The 23,164-nt window shown below is 62.8% G+C and carries 23 protein-coding genes; 6 read left to right on the top strand and 17 right to left on the bottom strand.

Annotated elements, in window-relative coordinates; all coding sequences use genetic code 11:
- Positions 1-24: 24 nt before the first annotated feature.
- Positions 25-1,068, top strand: coding sequence for a dihydroorotase (gene pyrC, locus OUY36_RS05790; RefSeq protein ID WP_267937138.1), 1,044 nt, complete (start codon positions 25-27; stop codon positions 1,066-1,068).
- Entirely contained in the window at positions 1,065-1,739 is a 675-nt protein-coding gene (gene rnt / locus OUY36_RS05785; RefSeq protein WP_063544719.1) for a ribonuclease T, read from the top strand. The genes pyrC and rnt overlap by 4 nt, the downstream gene beginning before the upstream one ends.
- A gap of 102 nt (positions 1,740-1,841) precedes the next feature.
- Here the strand turns inward: rnt and thrC are convergent, their stop codons facing one another.
- The 10 genes from thrC to ffh form a co-directional block, all read right to left on the bottom strand.
- A complete protein-coding gene (gene thrC, locus OUY36_RS05780) occupies positions 1,842-3,251 on the bottom strand; it encodes a threonine synthase (RefSeq protein WP_102840676.1) in 1,410 nt (469 codons plus the stop codon).
- Between the two features lie 71 nt (positions 3,252-3,322).
- Positions 3,323-4,627, bottom strand: a complete 1,305-nt coding sequence (locus tag OUY36_RS05775; protein ID WP_063544715.1) for a homoserine dehydrogenase — start codon at positions 4,625-4,627, stop codon at positions 3,323-3,325.
- A 104-nt stretch (positions 4,628-4,731) separates the two neighbouring features.
- Complete coding sequence (locus OUY36_RS05770; RefSeq protein ID WP_267938097.1) at positions 4,732-5,229, bottom strand: GFA family protein; 498 nt, start codon at positions 5,227-5,229, stop codon at positions 4,732-4,734.
- Positions 5,230-5,329: 100 nt separating this feature from the next.
- Positions 5,330-6,055: a disulfide isomerase DsbC N-terminal domain-containing protein gene (locus OUY36_RS05765; RefSeq protein WP_125868354.1), complete on the bottom strand. Its 726-nt coding sequence runs from the start codon at positions 6,053-6,055 to the stop codon at positions 5,330-5,332.
- 156 nt (positions 6,056-6,211) lie between these two features.
- Positions 6,212-7,108 (bottom strand): site-specific tyrosine recombinase XerD, encoded by an 897-nt coding sequence (gene xerD, locus OUY36_RS05760; RefSeq protein ID WP_267937134.1) that lies wholly within the window; start codon positions 7,106-7,108, stop codon positions 6,212-6,214.
- 173 nt (positions 7,109-7,281) lie between these two features.
- Entirely contained in the window at positions 7,282-7,632 is a 351-nt protein-coding gene (gene rplS, locus OUY36_RS05755) for a 50S ribosomal protein L19 (protein WP_015277862.1), read from the bottom strand.
- A gap of 44 nt (positions 7,633-7,676) precedes the next feature.
- Positions 7,677-8,429 (bottom strand): tRNA (guanosine(37)-N1)-methyltransferase TrmD, encoded by a 753-nt coding sequence (gene trmD / locus OUY36_RS05750; RefSeq protein ID WP_063544707.1) that lies wholly within the window; start codon positions 8,427-8,429, stop codon positions 7,677-7,679.
- 5 nt (positions 8,430-8,434) lie between these two features.
- Positions 8,435-8,971 (bottom strand): ribosome maturation factor RimM, encoded by a 537-nt coding sequence (gene rimM, locus OUY36_RS05745; protein WP_267937132.1) that lies wholly within the window; start codon positions 8,969-8,971, stop codon positions 8,435-8,437.
- Positions 8,972-8,975: 4 nt separating this feature from the next.
- Entirely contained in the window at positions 8,976-9,227 is a 252-nt protein-coding gene (gene rpsP / locus OUY36_RS05740) for a 30S ribosomal protein S16 (protein ID WP_011912373.1), read from the bottom strand.
- Positions 9,228-9,421: 194 nt separating this feature from the next.
- Positions 9,422-10,798 (bottom strand): signal recognition particle protein, encoded by a 1,377-nt coding sequence (gene ffh / locus OUY36_RS05735; RefSeq protein WP_267937131.1) that lies wholly within the window; start codon positions 10,796-10,798, stop codon positions 9,422-9,424.
- 220 nt (positions 10,799-11,018) lie between these two features.
- Here ffh and OUY36_RS05730 point away from each other — a divergent pair, with 220 nt between their 5' ends.
- Both OUY36_RS05730 and OUY36_RS05725 read left to right on the top strand, forming a co-directional pair.
- Positions 11,019-11,819, top strand: coding sequence for a cytochrome C assembly family protein (locus OUY36_RS05730; protein ID WP_063544701.1), 801 nt, complete (start codon positions 11,019-11,021; stop codon positions 11,817-11,819).
- A gap of 15 nt (positions 11,820-11,834) precedes the next feature.
- On the top strand, positions 11,835-13,121 hold the full coding sequence (locus tag OUY36_RS05725; protein ID WP_063544699.1) for an HlyC/CorC family transporter: 1,287 nt from the start codon (positions 11,835-11,837) through the stop codon (positions 13,119-13,121).
- 30 nt (positions 13,122-13,151) lie between these two features.
- Here OUY36_RS05725 and purT read toward each other — a convergent pair whose 3' ends face one another.
- From purT to OUY36_RS05705, 4 genes are read right to left on the bottom strand one after another with little or no spacing between them, the layout of a single operon-like run.
- Complete coding sequence (gene purT, locus OUY36_RS05720) at positions 13,152-14,333, bottom strand: formate-dependent phosphoribosylglycinamide formyltransferase (protein WP_267937129.1); 1,182 nt, start codon at positions 14,331-14,333, stop codon at positions 13,152-13,154.
- A 45-nt stretch (positions 14,334-14,378) separates the two neighbouring features.
- Entirely contained in the window at positions 14,379-14,570 is a 192-nt protein-coding gene (locus tag OUY36_RS05715) for a DUF1289 domain-containing protein (RefSeq protein ID WP_063544695.1), read from the bottom strand.
- On the bottom strand, positions 14,567-15,088 hold the full coding sequence (locus OUY36_RS05710) for a gamma carbonic anhydrase family protein (protein ID WP_267937128.1): 522 nt from the start codon (positions 15,086-15,088) through the stop codon (positions 14,567-14,569). The genes OUY36_RS05715 and OUY36_RS05710 overlap by 4 nt, the downstream gene beginning before the upstream one ends.
- A 48-nt stretch (positions 15,089-15,136) precedes the next feature.
- Positions 15,137-15,754, bottom strand: a complete 618-nt coding sequence (locus OUY36_RS05705; RefSeq protein ID WP_063544691.1) for a CoA pyrophosphatase — start codon at positions 15,752-15,754, stop codon at positions 15,137-15,139.
- 184 nt (positions 15,755-15,938) lie between these two features.
- On the opposite strand from OUY36_RS05705, the gene OUY36_RS05700 reads away from it, so the two are divergent.
- Together OUY36_RS05700 and OUY36_RS05695 are read left to right on the top strand one after the other, a co-directional pair.
- Positions 15,939-16,493: an NUDIX hydrolase gene (locus tag OUY36_RS05700; RefSeq protein ID WP_102840669.1), complete on the top strand. Its 555-nt coding sequence runs from the start codon at positions 15,939-15,941 to the stop codon at positions 16,491-16,493.
- Between the two features lie 59 nt (positions 16,494-16,552).
- The gene (locus OUY36_RS05695; RefSeq protein ID WP_102840668.1) at positions 16,553-17,056 is read left to right on the top strand and encodes a L,D-transpeptidase family protein; all 504 of its coding nucleotides are present in this window, start codon (positions 16,553-16,555) and stop codon (positions 17,054-17,056) included.
- Between the two features lie 47 nt (positions 17,057-17,103).
- Here OUY36_RS05695 and OUY36_RS05690 read toward each other — a convergent pair whose 3' ends face one another.
- The 3 genes from OUY36_RS05690 to OUY36_RS05680 form a co-directional block, all read right to left on the bottom strand.
- Entirely contained in the window at positions 17,104-17,421 is a 318-nt protein-coding gene (locus OUY36_RS05690; RefSeq protein WP_102840667.1) for a Nif3-like dinuclear metal center hexameric protein, read from the bottom strand.
- Between the two features lie 198 nt (positions 17,422-17,619).
- Entirely contained in the window at positions 17,620-21,516 is a 3,897-nt protein-coding gene (gene purL, locus OUY36_RS05685) for a phosphoribosylformylglycinamidine synthase (protein ID WP_267937127.1), read from the bottom strand.
- A 201-nt stretch (positions 21,517-21,717) separates the two neighbouring features.
- The gene (locus OUY36_RS05680; protein WP_063544681.1) at positions 21,718-23,052 is read right to left on the bottom strand and encodes a cytochrome D1 domain-containing protein; all 1,335 of its coding nucleotides are present in this window, start codon (positions 23,050-23,052) and stop codon (positions 21,718-21,720) included.
- Between the last annotated feature and the right edge of the window lie 112 nt (positions 23,053-23,164).

Raw genomic sequence — 23,164 nt, 5'->3', positions numbered from 1 at the left:
GTTTCACCCGCCTGGAAAGCCCGCATGTCCGACCGACTCACCCTGCTGCGCCCCGATGACTGGCACATTCACCTGCGTGACGGCGCCGTCCTGCCGCATACCGTCACGGACGTTGCGCGCCAGTTCGCCCGCGCCATCATCATGCCGAACCTGGTGCCACCGGTACGTACCGCCGATGAGGCAGAGGCCTACCGTCAGCGCATTCTGGCCGCTCGCCCAGCCGGCAGCCGTTTCGAGCCGCTCATGGTGCTCTACCTCACCGACAGCACTACGCCGGACGACATCCGTCGCGCCAAGGCCAGCGGCTTCGTCCATGCGGTCAAACTCTACCCGGCCGGCGCCACTACCAACTCGGCCTCCGGCGTGACCGCCATCGACAACATCTTCGACGTGCTGGAAACCATGGCCGAAGTCGGCATGCCGCTGTTGGTTCACGGAGAGGTCACGCGCGGCGAGATCGATATTTTCGATCGAGAGAAGTACTTCATCGACGAGCAGCTGAGCCGGGTCACCGCGAAGTTCCCAACGCTGCGGGTAGTCTTCGAACACATCACCACCCGTGACGCGGTGCAGTTCGTCCAGGCAGCTGGAGCCAATGTCGGCGCCACCATTACCGCCCATCATTTGCTGTACAACCGCAACCACATGCTGGTCGGTGGCATTCGCCCACACCTGTTCTGCCTACCGGTGCTCAAGCGCAACCTGCATCAGGAAGCCCTGCTGGACGCTGCCACCAGCGGCAACCCGAAGTTCTTCCTGGGTACCGACTCGGCGCCCCATGCCCAGCATGCCAAGGAAGCCGCTTGCGGCTGTGCCGGCTGCTACACCGCCCATGCGGCCATCGAGTTGTACGCCGAAGCCTTCGAGCAGCGTCAGGCGCTGGACAAGCTGGAACCCTTTGCCAGCCACTTCGGTCCTGATTTCTATGGCCTGCCGCGCAATACCGACCAGCTCACGCTGGTACGCGAGGAGTGGGAAGTCCCGACCAGCCTGCCGTTCGGCGAGCAGCTCGTCATACCGTTGCGAGCCGGCGAACGCCTGCACTGGCGCCTGGAGACGAACGCATGAGTGAGGAGCAGTTCGAAGACGAACTCGAAGAACACCTGCCCGGCAAGCCCCGCTCGCCCATGGCACGGCGCTTCCGTGGTTTCCTTCCGGTGGTGATCGATGTCGAATGCGGTGGCTTCAACAGCGCAACCGATGCCCTGCTTGAAATCGCCGCCGTGACCATCGGCATGGACGAACAAGGCCTGCTCTACCCGCAGGACACGCTGTTCTATCGCGTCGAGCCCTTCGCCGGCGCCAACATCGAGCCTGCCGCGCTGGAATTCACCGGCATCAAGCTCGACCACCCACTGCGCATGGCCGTTCCCGAGCTGCAGGCGATGACGGACATCTGCCGCAGCGTGCGCAAGGCGGTGAAATCGGCAGGCTGCAAACGCGCGATCCTGGTCGGGCACAACAGCAGCTTCGACCTGGGCTTTCTCAACGCGGCCATCGCCCGCTGCGAGATCAAGCGCAACCCGTTCCACCCCTTCTCCAGCTTCGATACCGCCACCCTCGCCGGCCTCGCCTATGGGCAGACCGTGCTGGCCAAGGCCTGCCAGGCGGCGGGCATCGATTTCGACGGCCGTGAAGCCCACTCGGCCCGCTACGACACCGAGAAGACCGCTGAACTGTTCTGCGGCATCGTCAACCGCTGGAAGGAAATGGGCGGCTGGGAAGAGTTCGACGAATAGCAGAGCCAGCCCGAGGAGCCGAGGCGACGCTCTGTCTCACCGCCTCCACGCCAGAACGAAAAAGGCCAGTCGCATGACTGGCCTTTTTCGTTTGACCGCAGCTTAGAGCGGCTTGCCACGGTTGCCGTGCTGGCCGACGAAGGCCTGCACCGCTTTGAGCTCGTTCGGCAACACCGTGCAACGCTCGCTGCGCTCGAACAGATCGGCAAGGTGCGCCGGCAACGCAAGCGCCTGACCTATGCCCGCCTTCTCCACTGCATCAGGGAATTTCACCGGATGCGCAGTGCCGAGGGTCACCATCGGGATGTTCAGGCTACGACGGCATTCACGGGCCGCATGCACGCCGATGGCAGTATGCGGATCGAGTACCTCGCCGGTTTCCTTGAACACCTGGGCGATGGTCGCACAGGTTTGTTCGTCGTCCACGGCCAGCGAGTCGAAGAGCCGGCGTGCTTCGGTCCAGCGATCCTCCTCAACCGACAGCTTGCCGCTGGCACGGAAGCCATCGAGCAGATCCGCCACGGCCTTGCCGTTACGTCCGTGCAGGTCGAAGAGCAAACGCTCGAAGTTCGACGACACCATGATGTCCATCGAAGGCGACAGCGACGGGTGCAGGGTGTCCTTGTCGTAGCGGTTGCCGGACATGAAGCGATGCAGGATGTCGTTGCGGTTGGTGGCGACGATCAACTGATTGATCGGCAGCCCCATATTGCGCGCCAGGTAACCGGCAAAGATGTCGCCGAAGTTGCCGGTCGGCACCGAGAAGGCCACCGAACGCGCCGGACCGCCCAGCTGCAGCGCGGCATGGAAGTAGTAGACGATCTGGGCCATGATCCGCGCCCAGTTGATCGAGTTGACCGCTACCAGACGGGTGCCCTTGAGGAACCCCTGATCGGCGAAGCTGGCCTTGACCATCTCCTGGCAGTCATCGAAGTTGCCTTCGATGGCGATGTTGTGAATGTTGTCGCCGAGGATGGTGGTCATCTGCCGGCGCTGCACTTCCGACACGCGCTGGTGCGGGTGCAGGATGAAGATGTCGACGTTCTCGCAACGGCGGCAGCCTTCGATGGCCGCCGAGCCGGTATCACCCGAGGTAGCGCCCATGATCACCACGCGCTCGCCACGCTTGGCCAGCACGTAGTCGAGCAGACGGCCGAGCAGCTGCAGGGCGAAGTCCTTGAACGCCAGGGTCGGACCATGGAACAGTTCGAGCACCCACTCATTGCCGTTCAGCTGGCGCAGCGGGGCGATGGCACCATGGGCGAAGACGCCGTAGGTTTCCTCGAGGATTCGCTTGAAGTCCGCATCTGGAATGCTGCCAGCCACGAACGGGCGCATGACCCGGAAGGCTAGCTCGTGATACGGCAGGCCAGCCCAGGAGGCGATTTCCTCGACGGTGAACCGCGGCAGGTTCTCCGGAACATAGAGACCACCATCGGTGGCCAGACCCGCCAGCAGGACGTCTTCGAAGTTCAGGGCCGGCGCTTGGCCACGGGTGCTGATGTAACGCATGATTCAAACCTTCGGTGTTGGCTGCGGGCGACGGGCAGGCAAACCACCTGCGCCGGCCCGCCGATGCCGGATTAGTTCAGCTGTTCGACGCGGATACGCACGACCTGCCCGACCACGTCCTCGAGCGCTTCCAGCGCCGCGATGGCGTCGTCGATACGCTGCTCGACCACTCGATGGGTAACGAGTATGACCGGAACCAGGCCATCCTGAACCTCGGCCTCCTTTTGCATGATCGACTCGATATTGATGCCACGCTCGGAGAGGATGGTCGCCACCTGAGCGAGAACACCCGGATGGTCCTTGGCCTGGATGCGCAGGTAGTAGGCACTTTCACAGGCGCTGATCGGCAGAATCGGGTGGTCGGACAGCGAATCAGGCTGGAACGCCAGGTGCGGCACGCGGTTGTTCGGATCGGTCGTCAGCGCCCGTGCGACGTCCACCAGGTCGGCCACCACTGCCGAAGCAGTCGGTTCCATTCCGGCGCCGGCACCGTAGTAGAGTGTGCTGCCAACCGCATCGCCGTTGACCATCACGGCGTTCATCACCCCGTTGACGTTGGCGATCAGGCGATCAGCCGGAATGAGCGTGGGATGGACGCGCAACTCGATGCCGCTATCGGTGCGTCGGGCCACGCCCAGATGCTTGATGCGATAACCCAGCGCCTCGGCATAGTTCACATCGGCCGTGGTCAGGCGCGCAATACCTTCGGTATAGGCCTTGTCGAACTGCAGCGGAATCCCGAAAGCGATGGAGGCCAGGATCGTCAGCTTGTGCGCCGCGTCGATGCCTTCTACGTCGAAGGTCGGGTCGGCCTCCGCGTAGCCGAGCTCCTGGGCTTCTTTGAGCACGTCTTCGAAGGTGCGTCCCTTTTCGCGCATCTCGGTGAGGATGAAGTTGCCCGTGCCATTGATGATGCCGGCCAGCCAGTTGATTCGATTGCCGGCCAGCCCCTCGCGAATGGCCTTGATTACCGGAATCCCGCCCGCGACGGACGCCTCGAAGGCGACGATGACGCCCTTCTCGCGCGCCTTGGCAAAGATCTCGTTGCCATGCACCGCGATGAGTGCCTTGTTAGCCGTGACGACGTGCTTGCCGTTCTCGATGGCTTGCAGTACCAGCTCCTTGGCAAGGGTATAACCACCGATGAGCTCGACGACGATATCGATTTCCGGGTTGTTCACGACGTCGAGGACGTCGGCGGTAATAGATGTTGCGCCAGTGTCGCACTTGGGGTTCGGATGCCGGGTGGCAATCTGCGCAACCTCGATTCCGCGCCCGGCACGGCGGGCAATCTCCTCGGCGTTGCGTTTGAGCACGTTGAAGGTACCGCCACCGACGGTCCCCAGCCCACAGATGCCAACTTTCACCGGTTTCAAGCTGAACTCCCCATTCACAGCGAAACGACCGGACCTGCCGGTCGACAAAAGAGTCGCACATTACGAAGGGAGCCGCCGTTAGTCAATCGGCCGCGGCCGCGCGGCTAAGGCGCCGACCCGCCGAGCCCGAGCCGTTGATGCCATTGCGCAAGCGATTCATCAGGGTACTCGGCGTAACAGCGATCCTGCGTCTGTATCTGCGGCTCCACCCAGCCGGCCTTGGAGCCGAGCATGAGATGCGTATGCTCGGGCGGCACGGGCAGATCGCTATCGATCGCCGAAGCGAAAGGATGGACCAGATCCGGCCAGTTCGGATCCCACAACCACAGCGCACTGGCGCAGATTCGACAGAAGTGTCGGCGGCCGTCACTGACCTTGACCTCTCCGGTTTCGGCATCGACGAGACGCGCCTGGTAGACACCCAGATGCCCGCGCCCTTCGACCTTCAGGGTTCGATAGTCGCCACCCAGATTGATGGCATAGCCGCCCCCGCCCGCAGTCTTGCGGCAGATCGAGCAGTAACAGCGCATGAACGGATATGGCTGCGCCGACTCAAGGGTGAATCGCACAGCCTGGCAATGGCAGGAACCTTTCAGCTTCATCACGACGACCTCGTTCAGAGCCCTCAAGCTTTGAACGCAGCATGCCGTCCAGTTCCTGCCTTCCCCGGCCGAGGCGGCACATTCGGACCGCCGGCCAGCCTTACTCCGCCTTGAGCGCCACGTCAGCCAGCTGCGCTGCCGGCTGATAGCCCGGGATCATCTGCCCATTGGCGAGAATAATGGCGGGAGTGCCTTGTACGCCGATCATCTGGCCCAGCTGATACTGCTTGGCGATCGGCGTCTCGCAACTGGCTGCCGGCAGCTCCTCACGGGCCTTGGCCTTGTTCATCGCATCCTGGCGATCCTTGGCGCACCACACACTGGTCAGCGTATTGGCACCATGGCTACCCATACCTTGGCGCGGAAAGGCCACATAGCGCACCTCGACGCCGAGGCGGTTCAGCTGCGGCACTTCGCTGTGCAGCTTCTGGCAGTAGCCGCAGTCGGTATCGGTGAACACGGTGATATGGGTCTTCGGCTCCTTTGGCGAAAACACCACCATCTCGCTTTGCGGGATCGAGTTGATCTGCTTGGCCACCGACTTGCTCTGCGCCAACTCGGTGAGATTGACAGCCTGACCATTCTGGAACTGATAGAGATAGCCCTGAATGACGAATTGCCCGTCCGGGCTGGCATAGAGCTGGCGCCCGCCTTCCAGCTGAACCTGATAGACACCCGGCATCGGACTTTCCGCTACGGCCTCGATCGGCATGTCCGGCTGAATTTTCTGCAACGCCTGGCGAATCGCCTGATCAGGGTCGGCAGCAGTGGCAAGAGTGCTGGCCAGGCCGATAGAGGCGGCAGCGAACAAACGAATCACGCCCATGGAAACTCCTGGCAGCGGCGATCTAAGGGAAGGCGCAAAGACTACCATAGGCATTGCGCTCAAACTGCTAGCCGCTTCTCCGACCGGCCTGCCGGCAGCCGATGCAAACGAGGCACGCATCGGCTGAGCGCGACCGGCGGCAGGCATGTGACCCGGCTAGCCACGTGGATGATGGGCCGCGTGCAGCTCCTGAAGCCGGGCGCGGGCGATATGGGTATAGATCTGCGTAGTGGACAGATCGCTATGCCCGAGCAACATCTGCACGGTCCGCAAATCCGCACCATGGTTGAGAAGGTGTGTGGCGAATGCGTGGCGCAGGGTATGCGGCGAGATAGAGGTAGCGATTCCGGCCGCCTTTGCGTGCAGCTTGACCCGGTGCCAGAAGGTCTGCCGCGTCATCTGATCGCCACGCTGACTGGGAAACAGCACATCGCTGGCCTTGCCGACAAGCAACAGGCCGCGCGCATCGCGCTGGTAGCGCTCCAGCCAATGCAGCGCCTCGTCACCCAGCGGCACCAGACGCTCCTTGTTGCCCTTGCCGAAGGTTCGTAACACGCCCTGACGCAAGCTGACCTGCTCCAGCGTCAGGCCGATCAGTTCGGTTACGCGCAACCCACACGCATACAGCACCTCGAGCATCGCCCGGTCGCGCAATCCCAGCGGATCCTCGACATCGGGTGCCGCCAGCAGCGCCTCCACGTCAGCCTCGGACAGCGCCTTGGGCAAGGGACGCCCAAGGCGCGGCAGATCCACACGCAATGTCGGATCCAGCGATATGTCGCCCTCGCGCAGCAGGTAGCGATAGAAGCCGCGCAACCCGGACAGGAAGCGCGCCGTGGAACGCGCCTTGTAGCCATTATCCAGACGCCAGGCGAGATGATCGAGGATGACCTCACGACCCGCGGCCGCCAAACGGACCCCGCGCTCATGCAACCATGCGTTAAACAGTGCCAGATCGCTGCGGTAGGCTTCCCGGCTGTTGTCGGCCAGGCCTTTTTCCAGCCACAGCGCATCGAGGTAGCGGTCGATAACGGGATCGTCGAGAGCGGGCATGGCGACTTCGAGACGGAATGGGAGGTGCCAGTTTTCCACACGCCACTTAGCCAGTGCCAGTGCCAGTGCCGTCGCCGATTACCGCTCGCTGCGAGCAGACTGCGGCCCGAGGGAAGTGCGCTTAAAAAAAAGCAGCCCGGAGGCTGCTTTTCTTCGAAGCGGGAAAAGCGGTCTTAGACCAGCTTTTCCTTGATGCGGGCGGCCTTGCCGGACAGCGCGCGGAGGTAGTACAGCTTGGCCTTGCGCACGTCACCGCGACGCTTGACGCTGATGCTGTCGACCATCGGGCTGTAGCTCTGGAAGGTACGCTCGACGCCAACGCCGTTGGAAATCTTGCGAACGGTGAAAGCGCTGTTCAGGCCGCGGTTACGCTTGCCGATCACGACGCCTTCGAAGGCCTGCAGACGCTGACGCTCGCCTTCCTTCACCTTCACCTGAACGATAACGGTGTCACCCGGCGCAAACGGCGGGATTTCCTTGGTCATCTGCTCGGCTTCGAGCTGCTGAATGATCTTGTTGGTCATGCTGTGTGCTCCTAAGGTCAACCCACCGGGTTGCCATCGATACGTTAACTATCGTTCCGCTGGCGGATGTATTCCGCCAACAGCTTTTGTTCTTCTCCAGAAAGCGAGCGGCTATCCAGAAGATCGGCGCGGCGCTCCCAGGTCCGACCAAGGGACTGCTGCAAGCGCCAGCGCCGGATGTGTTCGTGGTTGCCGCTGAGCAGCACCTCAGGAACACATTTACCCGCATACACCTCAGGTCGCGTGTAATGCGGACAGTCGAGCAGGCCGTCTGTAAACGAGTCCTCCTCGGCGGAACCAGCATGACCCAAGGCGCCCGGAAGCAACCTGGTCACGGCATCGATCAGCACCATTGCCGGCAGCTCGCCGCCGGACAGTACGTAGTCACCGATCGACCACTCCTCGTCTACGTGCGCTTCAATGAAACGCTCGTCGATACCTTCATAGCGACCGGCGATGAGAATCAACGCATCCTCATTCGCCAGCTCGCGGACATCCGCCTGTTTCAGCTGACGCCCTTGCGGCGAAAGGTAGATCACCTTCGCCTTGCCGCCCGCGGCGCGTTTGGCATCGGCCAACGCCAGCTCGAGCGGTTTGATCTTCATCACCATGCCGGGGCCGCCACCGAATGGGCGGTCATCCACCGTCTGATGACGGTCTTCGGTGTAGCTCCTGGGATTCCAGCAGCTCAACTGCAACAACCCCTGCTTCACCGCACGACTGGTAATCCCATACTCGCTGATGGCTGCGAACATACCCGGGAACAGACTGATGACTTCAACGCGCAATGCGGCCATGCCGTTCAGAAGTCCGCATCCCAGTCGACCTGCATCTCGCCCGATTCCAGATCGACCTTCAAGACGCAGTGATCCGTATAGGGCAGCAGTCGCTCGCGATCATCGAGGCTTCCAGCGCAAGGCTTCACGACCAGAACATCGTTGGCTCCGGTCTCGAGCAGGTGATCGACCTGACCAAGCAACTGCCCGGCCTGATCGAGCACCTTCAAACCTTGAAGCTGATACCAGTAGTACTCACCGTCATCCAGCGCGGGCAGTTCGCTGCGTGGAACGCAAATCTCGAAGTCGGCGTAGGTACGCGCCACCTCGCGATCGGTCAGTCCTTTCAGCGAAGCCACCAGAACCTTGCCCTGGAGGCGCCCCTTGACCAACTCGACCTGCTTGACTTCGTCACCTCGCCTCAGCGTCCAGCGACGATAGCCCAGCAGATTGTCGATCGGATCGGTGAAGGAATAGACCTTCACGTCACCGCGCACGCCATGCACCGAAACGATCTTGCCGATGACGACTAGATCATCGCTCGGGGCAGACATTGCGCTCATAGACTCAGGCAGCGGCCTTGGCAGCTTCCTTCAGCAGCTGAGCAACGCGCTCAGACGGCTGTGCGCCCTGGCTCAGCCAGTAAGCAGCGCGCTCCTGATTGACAGAGAGCTTCACTTCCGCACCAGTGGCGATCGGATTGAAGAAACCGATACGCTCGACGAAGCGACCATCACGCGGGTTGCGGCTGTTGGTCACGGTCAGGTGGTAGAAAGGGCGCTTCTTGGAGCCGCCACGGGCGAGACGAATAGTTACCATGTGAACATCGTTCCTGTAGTCGGTGCTAACTTAAGGCACACACTTAAAATGGGCCTGGGCCCGAAAGGCCGCACATTTTAAGGAATGCCGGGAATTTTGCAAACTCTTTTGCTAGAGGCGCGCAGCCGTCCAGCGCGCCGGACACGGGCGTGCGCCAGCGCTGGCGCCAATCTTGCGCAATCGCAGCCACAGACCTAGAACTTGGGCATCCCGCCGCCGGGGAACATGCCGCCCATACCGCGCATCATCTTGGCCATGCCGCCCTTGCCGGTGACCTTCTTCATCATCTTCTGCATCTGCTTGTGTTGCTTGATGAGACGACCGATGTCCTGCACCTGAGTGCCGGAGCCCATGGCAATACGTCGCTTGCGCGAGCCACTGATGATGTCCGGGTTGCGCCGCTCGGCTGGCGTCATCGAGTTGATGATCGCTTCCATCTGTTTGAACTGCTTCTCCGCCGCACCCTGGGCATGCCCCATCTGTGACAGGTTGACGCCGCCGATGGAGGGCAGCTTGTCCATCAGGCCGCCCAGCCCGCCCATGTTTTTCATCTGCTGCAGCTGATCGCGGAAGTCTTCGAGATCGAAGCCCTTGCCCTTCTTCAGCTTCTTGGTGAGCTTCTCCGCCTTCTCGCGATCCAGTGTCTGCTCGGCCTGCTCGATGAGGCTGAGCACGTCGCCCATACCGAGGATGCGGGAAGCGATTCGATCTGGATGGAAGGGCTCCAGCGCGTCGCTCTTTTCACCCATGCCGAGGAACTTGATCGGCTTGCCGGTCACATGACGCACGGAAAGCGCTGCACCACCACGGGCATCGCCATCGACCTTGGTCAGCACGACACCGGTCAGCGGCAGCGCATCGCCGAACGCACGGGCGGTGTTCGCCGCGTCCTGACCGGTCATGGCGTCTACCACGAACAACGTCTCGGCCGGCCTGATCGCGGCGTGCACGGCCTGGATCTCCGCCATCATCTCGGCATCGATTGCCAGACGACCCGCGGTATCCACCAGCACCACATCGATGAACTTGAGCTTGGCTTCGCGAATCGCCGCCTGGGCGATATCCACCGGCTTCTGGCTGGTGTCGGACGGGAAGAAGGTCACGCCGACTTCGCCCGCCAGCGTCTCGAGCTGCTTGATCGCCGCAGGGCGATAGACGTCGGCCGAGACCACCAGCACCGACTTCTTCTTGCGCTCCTTGAGGAAGCGCGCCAGCTTGCCCACTGTCGTGGTCTTGCCCGCGCCCTGAAGGCCGGCCATGAGCACCACCGCCGGCGGCGCGACATTCAACGCCAGATCCTCGCTGGCGGCGCCCATCAGTTCTTCCAGTTCGGCGCGGACAATCTTCACGAACGCCTGCCCCGGCGTCAGGCTCTTCGATACCTCGGTGCCGACTGCGCGCTCCTTGACCCGATTGACAAACTCCTTGACCACCGGCAGCGCGACGTCGGCCTCGAGCAGGGCCATCCGCACCTCACGCAGGGTGTCCTTGATGTTGTCCTCGGTCAGCTTGGCCTTGCCCGTGACATGGCGAAGCGTTTGTGAGAGGCGATCGGTTAGGTTTTCGAACATGAGCCATTCCACGCTGGATGTGCTGAAGGGCGCGATTATAGAAGGTGGAAGCATCGGGCCGGTACCCCGATCGCCGCGGTTTTCGATAATGTGGCGCCCGCTGCACCCTGCTGCGAATGACACAGTGACGCCAGCTGCGGCGATCCGTACCCCGACGCGACTTTTGTGCCCCCGACGTTTGTGCCACACTCACGACCTTTCGAGCTCGTTACCGGAACCTATGCTTCCTCTGCTACCCAGCCTCGCTGCGGCCGTTCTCTACGCTGGCGCCGCGGGTTACCAAAGTCTGCGTCTGGCGCAGCGTGCGGTCCCGGACAAACGGCTGCTGCTGGCCGCCGGCGTACTCGCCTTGCTCGCCCATAGCGTCAGCCTGTTCGTCCAGCTCATCTCCCCCAGCGGCCTGCACCTGGACTTCTTCACGGCTTCGAGCCTGATTGCCGCCGCCGTGATCCTGCTGATCCTTCTGGCTCTCCACCGGATGCCGGTGGAGAACCTGCTCCTGCTGCTGTTTCCCCTGGGTTGCCTGACCGTACTCTTTGCCCAGTTCGCGCCATCCGGCACTGCGCCAGCGATCGCCGAAGAACCGGGAATACTGGCGCACATCCTCCTTTCCATACTCGCGTACGGCATGCTGACCATTGCCGTGTTCCAGGCCTTGCTGCTGTTACTGCAGGACCACCATCTCAAGCACAAGCACCCGTCAGGACTGATCCGTAACTTCCCTCCCCTGCAGACCATGGAAAGCTTGCTGTTCGGTTTTCTATGGGCGGGCTGGGGGCTGCTGTCCGCCTCCCTGGTGTCCGGCTGGCTGTTTCTCGACGATCTTTTCGCTCAGCATCTGGTCCACAAGACACTGCTCTCGGTGGTTGCCTGGGTGGTTTTCGGGCTTCTGCTGTGGGGACGACACCAGCTCGGCTGGCGTGGCTATAAGGCGATCCGCTGGACACTGGCTGGTTTCTGCCTGCTGATGTTGGCGTATTTCGGCAGCAAGCTGGTCCGCGAATTCATCCTGCACATCTGACGAACAGGCCAACTCGTGGAAGATCTACATCCCGGCTTTCTGCTCGGCCTACTGGTATTTCTGCTGCTGTGCTCGGCGTTCTTCTCCAGCTCCGAGACCGGCATGCTCAGCCTCAACCGCTATCGACTGAGGCATCAAGCCAAGGAAGGACACAAGGGCGCCCGTCGCGCCAGCAGCCTGCTGGCCCATCCAGACCGCCTGCTTGGCACCATCCTGGTCGGCAACAACTTCGTCAACATCCTCGCCTCCTCCATTGCCACCGTGCTCGCCATGCAGTTGTGGGGGGAAGCCGGCATCGCCATCGCCACCATCGGCCTGACCATCGTTCTGTTGGTATTCGGAGAAATCACACCCAAGACCCTGGCCGCATTGCGCCCAGAGATCATCGCCTATCCGGTCAGCCTGCCGCTGCTGATGCTGCAGAAGGTCCTCTATCCGCTGGTCGCCTTGCTCGGCTGGGTAAGCAATGGCCTGCTCCGGCTGCTTGGCGTAGACCTGTCCAACAAGGGCAATGACAGTCTTTCCACCGAGGAATTGCGTAGCGTGGTCCGCGAATCCGGCAGTGACCTGCCGCTGAACCGCCAGAGCATGCTGCTGGGCATTCTCGATCTGGAGCGGGTGACCGTCGACGACATCATGATCCCGCGAAACGAGGTCACCGGCATCGATCTTGACGATGATCTGGAAGCGATCATCAGCCAGCTGCGCACCACCCCACACACCCGCCTGCCGGTCTTCCGCAACGACATCAATCAGATCGAAGGCATCGTCCATATGCGGCAGATTGCTCGCCTGCTCAGTCATGATCAGCTAACCAAGGAGAGCCTGCTCGCCGCCTGCACCGAACCCTATTTCGTGCCGGAGAACACGCCGCTGTCGACTCAGCTGCTGAACTTCCAGAAACAGAAGCGACGGATCGGCATCGTCGTGGATGAATATGGCGATGTCCGCGGCGTCGTCACGCTTGAGGACATTCTCGAAGAGATCGTCGGCGAGTTCAGCAATCAGGACGCCTTGCGCAGCCCGGACATCCACCCTCAGGACGACGGCACGCTGGTCATCGATGGCGCAGCCTATATCCGCGAGGTGAACCGAGCGCTGGATTGGCAGCTGCCCTGCGACGGACCCAAGACGCTCAACGGCCTGATCACCGAAGCACTGGAACACATCCCCGACAGCGGCATCTGCCTGCAGATCGGCGACTATCGCCTGGAGATCCTCCAGGCGGCCGACAATCGGGTCAAAAGCGTGCGCGCCTGGACCATCAACGCGACGCCATCGACCGAGCAGCCAACAGACTAAGGAGGCGGCGCAAGGCCGGCTCCGCTGCACTCAGAGATCGACTTTCACCGCCGCTGCCGCGCGCAGTGCCTTCTGCCGAGCCGCATCGATGGCGACGTCTCGTGCCAGCGCCACGCCCATGCGGCGCTGTCCGCTGACGCCAGGCTTGCCGAACAGACGCAGCCCGGTATCCGGCTCGGCAAGCACCGCCGCGAGGTTACCGAAGCTCACCTGAGTCGACTCCCCTTCCACCAGCACCACAGCCGACGCTGCCGGACCCAGCTGGCGAATGACCGGAATCGGCAGGCCGAGGATCGCGCGTGCATGCAGGGCGAACTCGGACAAATCCTGCGAGACCAGCGTGACCAGCCCGGTGTCGTGAGGCCGCGGTGATACCTCACAGAACCACACCTGGTCACCCTTGACGAACAGCTCGACACCGAAGATGCCGCGACCACCGAGTGCATCGGTCACGGCCAATGCGATACGCTGCGCCTCGGCCAGCGCCGCCGGCGTCATGGGCTGCGGTTGCCAGGACTCCTGATAGTCGCCTTTTTCCTGTCGATGCCCGACCGGCTCGCAGAAGCTGGTGCCGCCGGCATGGCGCACCGTCAGGAGGGTGATCTCGTAATCGAAATCGATGAAACCCTCGACGATGACCCGACCGCGCCCAGCGCGACCGCCGGCCTGCGCATAGTCCCAGGCCGCCTCGATATCCTCGGCACTGCGCAGCACGGACTGCCCCTTACCCGAAGAACTCATTACCGGCTTGATGAGGCACGGAAAGCCCAGCGCCAGCGCCGCGGCACGGCACTCATCCAGCGAGTCGGCAAAGCGATAGGGCGAGGTAGGCAGCCCCAGCTCCTCGGCGGCCAGACGACGAATCCCCTCACGGTTCATCGTCAGCTGCGCCGCCCGGGCGGTCGGGATCACCGTATAGCCTTCGCCCTCCAGCTCCACCAGCGTGGCGGTTGCGATAGCCTCGATCTCCGGCACGATGTAATGCGGCCGCTCCTGCTCGATCACGGCACGCAGTGCGGCGCCATCGAGCATGTCGATCACATGGCTGCGATGCGCAACCTGCATCGCCGGGGCATTGGCATAGCGATCCACGGCGATCACTTCAACGCCGAGACGCTGCAATTCGATGACCAGCTCCTTGCCCAACTCTCCACAGCCGCAGAGCAGGATGCGCGTGGCGCTGGGAGACAGCGGGGTGCCTATCGTTGGCATGGAGTTCCTCGTCGTTTGTGAAGGTCGATCAACGCCATCGGCGTCCTACATCAGCTGGCCACCGAGACGGGCCCGCTCGTTGCAACGGCGCAGCACCTGGCGCCGCTCTTCATTGTCCATCAGCCCCCAGCGGCGAATCTCATCGGAACTGCGCTGGCAGCCGACGCACAGATCGTCGTCATCCAGCGCACAGAGGCTGACGCAGGGGGAGGCTACCGGTTTTTCCTGAAGACTCACTCATCCGGCTCCAGATCGCGCGCGTAGCGCTGCGCGTTGTGCACGTAATGGGCGGCGCTGGCCTCGAGCATCTTCTTCTGCTCCCCGGTCAACTCCCGCACAACCTTGCCTGGTGAACCGACCACCAGCGAGCCATCGGGGATTTCCTTGCCTTCGGGAATCAGCGTGTTGGCGCCGATGATGCAATGTCTGCCGATCTTCGCCCCGTTGAGCACCACGGCGTTGATGCCGATCAGGCTGTAGTCACCCACCGTACAGCCATGCAGCATGGCGTTGTGCCCCACCGTCACGCCAGTTCCCAGCGTCAGCGGATGGCCCATGTCCGTGTGCATCACGCTGCCGTCCTGGACGTTGCTGTTTTCGCCGATGTGAATCAGCTCGTTGTCGCCGCGCAGCACCGCGCCGAACCAGACGCTGGCGCCGGCATCGAGCCGGATCTTGCCCACCAGCGTAGCGTTGGGTGCCACCCAGCTCTGCGGATGGGCATCCACACGCGACTCTCCCAGACGGTATTTCACGGCATTACCTCTCAGTCAGGTTCAATAGTCGGCCCGCACCGGGCCGGGTCAGGGTCTGCTGCGTCCGGACAGATCGACGAACGCCGCCGGCGCGCGGCGCATCTCGATACCAGCGTCGTAAACGACGTTCACCAGTTCGACGATCATGATCGCCGTCAGCCCCCAGATCTGATATTCGCCAAAACGATAGGACGGGATGTACCAGCTCTGCCCCTGATAATCGATCCGGTGAGTGACCTCGCGCGGGTCCTGGCAGAAGAACTCCAGCGGCACCGAAAAGACCGAGGCGATTTCAGCATCGTTGGCCCGATACTCGACATAATCCGGTACCAGTCCGACATACGGCGTGACATGGATTCCATGCACCGAAACCAGACTGCTGAGTGGCCCGACCACCTCCACCATGCCGGGAGCAAGCCCCACCTCCTCCTCGGCTTCGCGCAGCGCCGTCTCTAGCAGATCACGGTCCTCCGGATCACGGCGCCCGCCGGGGAATGCCACTTCGCCGCCGTGGGTGGAGAGGCCCGCGGCTCGAAGCGTCAGCACAAGTTCCGGCGATTCGCTGCGAGTGATCGGCATCAACACGGCCGCCTCGGGCAGGCGACCCTCCGGCGCCAAGAGATGCGGAGAATAGCCACGCACCCGTCGGAGTATTGTGTCCAGCATGAATAGTCTCGTTTCGTCTTTGACCGGCATCATGGCATGAAAGGCGCAACGGCCCAAGACCTCGGAAAAGTCATGGTGCCGGACGAACAGGCTCATGGGAGATCAGTCTCACGGTGGTTCGTGGCTTCCTTGCTGAATTACCGCGGACGGCCCAAGATTTGCCGTAATCGACAGGAATTCTTCCATGAAGTACTGCAACCAGTGTGGCAACCCGGTCCTGATCCGCGTCCCGGACGGTGACAACCGACCGCGCTTCGTCTGCGATAGTTGTCAGACCGTGCACTACCAGAATCCACGCATCGTTGCCGGTTGCGTGCCGATCTGGGACGACCAGGTGCTGCTCTGCCGGCGCGCGATCGAACCCAGACGCGGGTACTGGACGCTGCCGGCCGGCTTCATGGAAAACGGCGAAACGATACAACAGGCTGCTGCGCGCGAAACGCTCGAGGAAGCCTGCGCAAGAGTCAGGGACCTGCAGCTGTACACCCTGTTCGATCTGCCACATATCAATCAGGTCTACATGTTCTTTCGCGCGCAGCTGGTCGATCTGGACTTCTGTGCCGGGGACGAGAGTCTCGAGGTGAAACTCTTTCATCAGCAGGACATCCCTTGGTCCGAGCTGGCTTTTCCGACCATTGGCCGTACCCTAGAATGCTTCTTCACCGACCGGGTGCAGCAGACCTTCCCGGTACGTAACGAAGCCGTCTCCGGCCTCAGGCAGCGCGACCGGGCAAGTTGATGTTCGGTACGGCATGACGGCAATACAGGTCTGATGCAGTTTTCCACGGGAAAGTTTCGATGCGCTGGCTGTTCACCCTGCTCTGCCTAACCTTCACTGCGATGTCCTACGCCAACACGACACCCAGCCTGGGCGGCTCCTCCATTGACAAGGTGCTGGTGGTCAAGTCGGAACGCCAACTTCATCTGGTCAGCGCCGGCCAGACGCTCAAGAGCTATCGCGTCTCGCTGGGCAAGCAGCCACGCGGCGCGAAGCTGCGTGAAGGCGACATGCGTACGCCCGAGGGTTTCTACTGGATCGACTGGCGCAAGACCAGCGACAAATACAACCTGTCGATGCACATCTCCTACCCCAACGCCCGCGACCTGGCACGCGCGCAGGAGGAAGGAGTGCCGCCGGGCAGCATGATCATGCTGCATGGCACGCCACTCGACGAGGAGTATCCCGAGTGGTTCTTCCACACCCTCGACTGGACCGAAGGCTGCATCGCCCTGAGCAACAGCGACATGCGGGAAATCTGGTCGCTGGTCAAGGACGGCACGCTGATCGAGATACGGCCCTGACCCATCCAGGCAACATCCAATAACGGCGGGGGGCGCTCTCCCCCCGATCAGAACTGCATATCGGACAGACGCCACACATCGAACGCTGGTGTTTCGTAGGGGTGAGCCTTCTTCATCGCCTTGACGCTGTCGTGAATCAGCTCGTCGGCGACCACCATCTCGACCTTCCATTCGGCCACGTGCTGCACTTGTCCGGTCTGGCCCAGAAAAGGCTGACTTCCCTCCAGCGGCCGATACTGCCCCTGCCCCAGCGTCTGCCAGCAGCAGCTGTCATAACTACCGATTCGACCGCCACCTACTGTGAACACTGCTTTCTTGACCGCTTCCAGATGGCTTTCCGGAACATAGAAACACAGTTTGTACATCGACCTCTCCGTGCGCATGAAGCCTGGCGCGTGGCCAGACGAGATAGATGGCAGTTTGCCAGCCACGCACCGCACAAAAGGTGCTGCGCGTCATAGCTCAGACGCCGAGCAGGACCCGCGGTTCATAGACATTGGTCCAAATGAAAAGCCCGCTGATCGGCGATCAGCGGGCTTGCAGGGCTCGGGTCGAAAGCGTGATCAGTCAACCCAGACACGAGCATTGCGGAACATGCGCATCCAGCCGCCGTCCTCCTGCCATTCGTCCGGACGCCAGGAGTTGGTTACGGCGCGGAACACCCGCTCGGGGTGCGGCATCATGATGGTTACACGACCATCACGACTGCTCAGACCCGTTATGCCCCGCGGCGAGCCGCTCGGGTTGGCAGGATAGCGCTCGGTGACCTTGCCATGGTTGTCGACGTAGCGCAGCGCCACGGTACCGGAGAGATCAGCCTGCAACATGGCCTCCTCGCTTTCGAACTCCGCATGGCCTTCGCCATGAGCGATGGCGATCGGCAGGCGGGAGCCGGCCATGCCCTGCAGGAAGATCGACGGCGAGTCCTGAATCTGGACCATTGCCACGCGCGCTTCGAATTGCTCCGAGCGGTTGCGCACGAAGTGCGGCCAGTACTCGGTTCCCGGGATCAGCTCGTGCAGGTTGCTCATCATCTGGCAGCCGTTGCACACACCCAGGGCGAAGCTGTCCTTGCGCTCGAAGAAGGCTTGGAAGCCGTCGCGCGCGCGCGCATTGAACAGGACCGACTTGGCCCAGCCCTCGCCGGCACCCAGCACGTCGCCATAGGAGAAACCGCCGCAGGCGACCAGGCCCTTGAACGCCTCGAGGCTGACGCGACCGGAGAGAATGTCGCTCATGTGCACGTCGACCGCGGCAAACCCGGCCCGGTCGAACGCCGCTGCCATCTCGACCTGACCGTTGACGCCCTGCTCGCGCAGCACCGCCACCTGCGGGCGCACACCGCGCTTGATGTAGGGCGCGGCGATATCCTGGTTGACGTCGAAGCCCAGCTTGACGCTGAGGCCGGGATTGTCCTCCTCCAACAGCGCGTCGAACTCCTGGTCGGCGCACTCGGCGTTGTCCCGCAGGCGCTGGATCTGGTAGCTGGTCTCGGCCCACTGGCGCTGCAGCAGGCGACGGTCGCCGCTGAACACCTCGTTGCCGGCCAGCCTGATGGAGACATAGCCATTGTTGGCGGGCTGCCCGATGACCGCGACGCAGTCGCCGAGGCCGGCTGCGCTGAACTGCGAGAGCACGATCTCGGTGTCATCCTGGCGTACCTGAATGACCGCACCCAGCTCTTCGTTGAAGAGCACGGCTGGCACGTCATCGGCATCATCCAGCAGACCATCGAGATTCAGATTCAGACCACAGTGACCGGCGAACGCCATTTCCAGCACGGTAGTCAGCAAGCCGCCGTCGGAACGGTCATGATAGGCCTGCAGCAGCCCATCGGCGTTGAGCCCCTGAATGACGGCAAAGAATGCGCGCAGGTCTTCGGCATCGTCGAGATCCGGCACCTGCCGACCGAGCTTGCCGTAGACCTGCGCGAGAATCGATCCACCCAGGCGGTTCTGCCCGCGACCGAGGTCGATCAGGATCAGGTCGGTGGCCCCCTTGTCCAGGCGCAGCTGTGGCGTCAACGTACGGCGAACGTCGCTGACCGGAGCAAAGCCAGACACGATGAGGGAAAGCGGCGACGTCACACTCTTCTCGGCGCCCTCTTCCGACCAGCGCGTCTTCATCGACATCGAGTCCTTGCCCACCGGAATGGTAATGCCCAGCTGCGGGCAGAGTTCCATGCCAACGGCACGCACGGTGTCGTACAGGCGTGCATCCTCCCCCGGATGCCCGGCTGCGGCCATCCAGTTGGCCGACAGCTTGATGTCGGAGATCTTCTCGATGGAAGCGGCAGCCAGGTTGGTCAGCGTCTCACCGATGGCCATGCGTCCGGAGGCCGGAGCGTCGAGCAGTGCCAGCGGGGTGCGCTCGCCCATTGCCATCGCCTCGCCGCAATTGACGTCGAAGCTGGCGGCGGTTACCGCACAGTCCGCCACGGGCACCTGCCATGGACCGACCATCTGGTCGCGGACCACCTGGCCGGTGATGCTGCGGTCACCGATGGTGATCAGAAAGCTCTTGCTGGCCACCGCAGGATGGCGCAGCACGCGGCCCACGGCTTCGTCCAGATAGACCGCCGCGGCATTGAAGTCATCGCCCAGTTCGGCTTCGCGGCTGGCGCTGCGGTGCATGCGTGGCGCCTTGCCGAGCAGCACGTTGAGCGGCATGTCCACCGGCTTGTTGCCGAAATGGCTGTCGGCGACGGTCAGATGCGCTTCCTCGGTGGCCTCGCCGACCACCGCAAACGGGCAACGCTCGCGCTCGCAGATGGCCTTGAAACGTTCGAAATCGGCCGCATCGACCGAAAGCACGTAGCGTTCCTGGGATTCGTTGCACCAGATTTCCAGCGGCGCCATGCCCGGCTCGTCGTTGGGAATGTTGCGCAGCTCGAAACGGCCGCCACGACCGCCATCGTTGACCAGCTCGGGGAAAGCGTTGGACAGGCCGCCGGCGCCCACGTCGTGAATGAACTTGATCGGGTTCTGCTCGCCCATCTGCCAGCAGCGATCAATGACTTCCTGGCAGCGACGCTCCATTTCCGGGTTGTCGCGCTGTACCGAGGCGAAGTCCAGATCAGCCGAGCTGGTACCGGTGGCCATCGACGATGCCGCACCGCCACCCAGGCCGATCAGCATGGCCGGGCCGCCGAGGACGATCAGCTTGGCGCCGACCGAAATCTCACCCTTCTGCACATGCTCTTCGCGAATGTTGCCCATGCCGCCGGCAAGCATGATCGGCTTGTGGTAGCCGCGCACTTCCTCGCCATGCGGGGTGCTGATTGCCTGCTCGAAGGTACGGAAATAGCCGGTCAGCGCCGGACGACCGAATTCGTTGTTGAACGCGGCGCCGCCCAGCGGACCCTCGATCATGATGTCCAGCGGGGTGACGATGCGCTCGGGCTTGCCGTAGGGCTTTTCCCAGGGCTGCTCGAAACCCGGGATGTTCAGGTTGGATACGGTGAAACCGGTAAGGCCGGCCTTCGGCTTGGCGCCGCGGCCAGTGGCACCCTCGTCGCGAATCTCGCCGCCCGAGCCGGTGGAAGCCCCGGGGAACGGCGCGATGGCGGTCGGGTGGTTGTGGGTTTCCACCTTCATCAGGATATGCACCGGCTCCTGGCTGGCCGCGTACTCGCGCGTCTCAGGATTCGGATAGAAGCGCCCGGCGACGTTGCCGACGATGACCGCGGCGTTGTCCTTGTACGCCGACAGCACGCCCTCGTTGTGCAGCTGGTAGGTGTTCTTGATCATGCCGAACAGGGACTTTTCCTGGCTCTCGCCATCGATGTCCCAACTGGCATTGAAGATCTTGTGCCGGCAGTGCTCGGAGTTCGCCTGGGCGAACATCATCAGCTCGATATCGTGCGGGTTGCGCCCCAGTCCGGTGAAGGCCTGTACCAGGTAATCGATTTCGTCCTCGGCCAGGGCCAGGCCCAGTTCGACGTTGGCCTTCTCCAGCGCGGCGCGGCCGCCGCCGAGTACATCCACCGCCGTCAGCGGCTTCGGCTCGGCATGGCTGAACAGGTTGGCGGCCTCCTCGAAGCGGCCCAGCACCAGCTGGGTCATGCGGTCGTGCAGCGCGGCAGCGACAAGCTTGGCGTCGCCGTCGGAGATTTCACCCTGCACGTAGTAGGCGATCCCCCGCTCCAGCCGCTGGATCTTCTCCAAGCCGCAATTGTGGGCGATGTCGCTGGCCTTGCTCGACCAGGGCGAGATGGTGCCGAAACGCGGCACCACCAGGAACAGCCGACCGGCGGGTTCCTGTACCGGCACGCTGGGTCCGTACTTCAGCAGGCGGGTCAGTACGTGCTGCTCATCCGCATCAAGCGTGCCGGAAACCTCGGCGAAATGGGCGAACTCGGCGTACAACCCGCTGACGGCGGGGACCTTCTCGGTCAGTTGTGCCAGGAGCTTGCCATGACGGAAGGCGGAAAGAGCGGGAGCGCCGCGCAGGATCAACATCGTCGGAACAGCCTCGGAGGGGGAGCAGTCGGGGCGCGTATTCTAGCTCATGACGATGGGCAAGGGGCAGCGACCCGCTGCAAGTCCGGAGCCGTGCTGACAGCTGGCCCCGACGACCAGCGTAAGGCCGCAACCTGCCCCGCGAGCCCACGCCCAGCCCGCCAGGACCGATGACGGAGTCGACCGCGAGCCGGCCGCTGGCTAGCGCGCGCCACCCTGAAGCCTGACTCCCCTCCAGACGCCGTATTGGCCGACCGGCTGTTTCATCGGCAGGCGTTTCACCTCGGCCAGGGTGTGGCTATCGAGAACGATCAGCGCTCCCTCGTCGCGCTGCAGGCTGACCAGGACATGGCGGCCATCTCGTGAGAATTCGACATGAGCCAGCGTCGCCTCCGGCTCGACCAGGAATTCTCGCGCCACTTCCAGCGTCTCGCGGTCGATCGCCTGCAGCACCTGTCGAGAGTCGGCCGGCATCGTCGAAACGACCAACAGATACCGGCTGTTCTCGAGAGCCGTGAGCAAGCGCCCAGGCCCCTTCAGAGCGATACGTCGTACCAGCGCGCGTTGCTGCGGATCGATCACCGCGATTTCGGGCGACACCTGACCGGTGCTGGCCATCAGCAACCTGCCGTCGCGCCGCCAGGCGACACTCGACGCCATGTCTGGGTGACCTTGCATGGGCAGCCGGCCGATCCGCCGACGCGCATCCAGATGAACGACCTCCACCTCGCCCTGGGACGACACGCCGAACAGCTCGGCCTGCTCTGGGTTGAAGAAGAAGTCATCCAACGGCCCATCCAGCTCGATCCACCGGGGGTTGAGATAACCGGAAACGAACGTCCCCTCCCGGTACTGGAAGTCATGCACCAGACCGATCGCCATATCCTCGGCGCCAGGGTCATAGCTGACCTCCCACAGCTCGGCGATGTCCTTCATCGCAACGATGAACGACCGACGCGCCGGCAGACCGTAGACCGCCGACACCCGCGAGCTGCGCTCGCCCTTGTGGTCGAGGGTCGGCAGGACCTTGAGTAGGTTCAGTTCTCCATCGAGCAGCACCAACGCATGGGGCCGCAGATTGGCCACGGCAATGTGGTCGCCGGCAGGGGAAATGGCGATATTGCTGCTGTCCAGACCCGCACGCACTTCGGCGACGACCGTCAGCGTCCACAGATCGTACTTGGTCACCCAGCCATCGCGGGATACGAAAAACACAAAGCGCCCATCGCGAGTGAAACAGGGGCTGTCATGCACACCTCGCGTGACAAAGCGGTGGATGGGCTCGAGCTTTTCGCCATCGAGGATGGTGACATGCGAGCCGCCGGCCTCGACCACGAGGATCAGCCCCAGCGGATCAGCTTCATAAGCGGGCGAATCAGTTGCCTCGGCCTCACGCGGTACATGACGGGAAAGCGCAATGTCCTCCGGTGTCCAGAGCGCCTCTGCCTGTGCCGAGGCGACCAGCGCGCACGCCAGCAGCCAGGCGACTGCTAGCTGTAGCAAACGAATGACACCACAGGTTCTGCGCTTCGACATGCCGACGCCCCGGACGCGATGGGATGCGACGATTACAGGCTATCGCAGGACGTCCGCCCATGACCGATGTCAACCGGAGGTCAGGCGGGATGCCGGAACGGGGCGACTGTTT

This window comes from Stutzerimonas sp. R40042 (genome assembly GCF_026642215.1).
Classification (GTDB): Bacteria; Pseudomonadota; Gammaproteobacteria; order Pseudomonadales; family Pseudomonadaceae; genus Stutzerimonas; species Stutzerimonas frequens.
The sequence above is the reverse complement of the archived record's forward strand: the minus strand, read 5'-3'. Positions and strand labels throughout refer to the sequence as shown.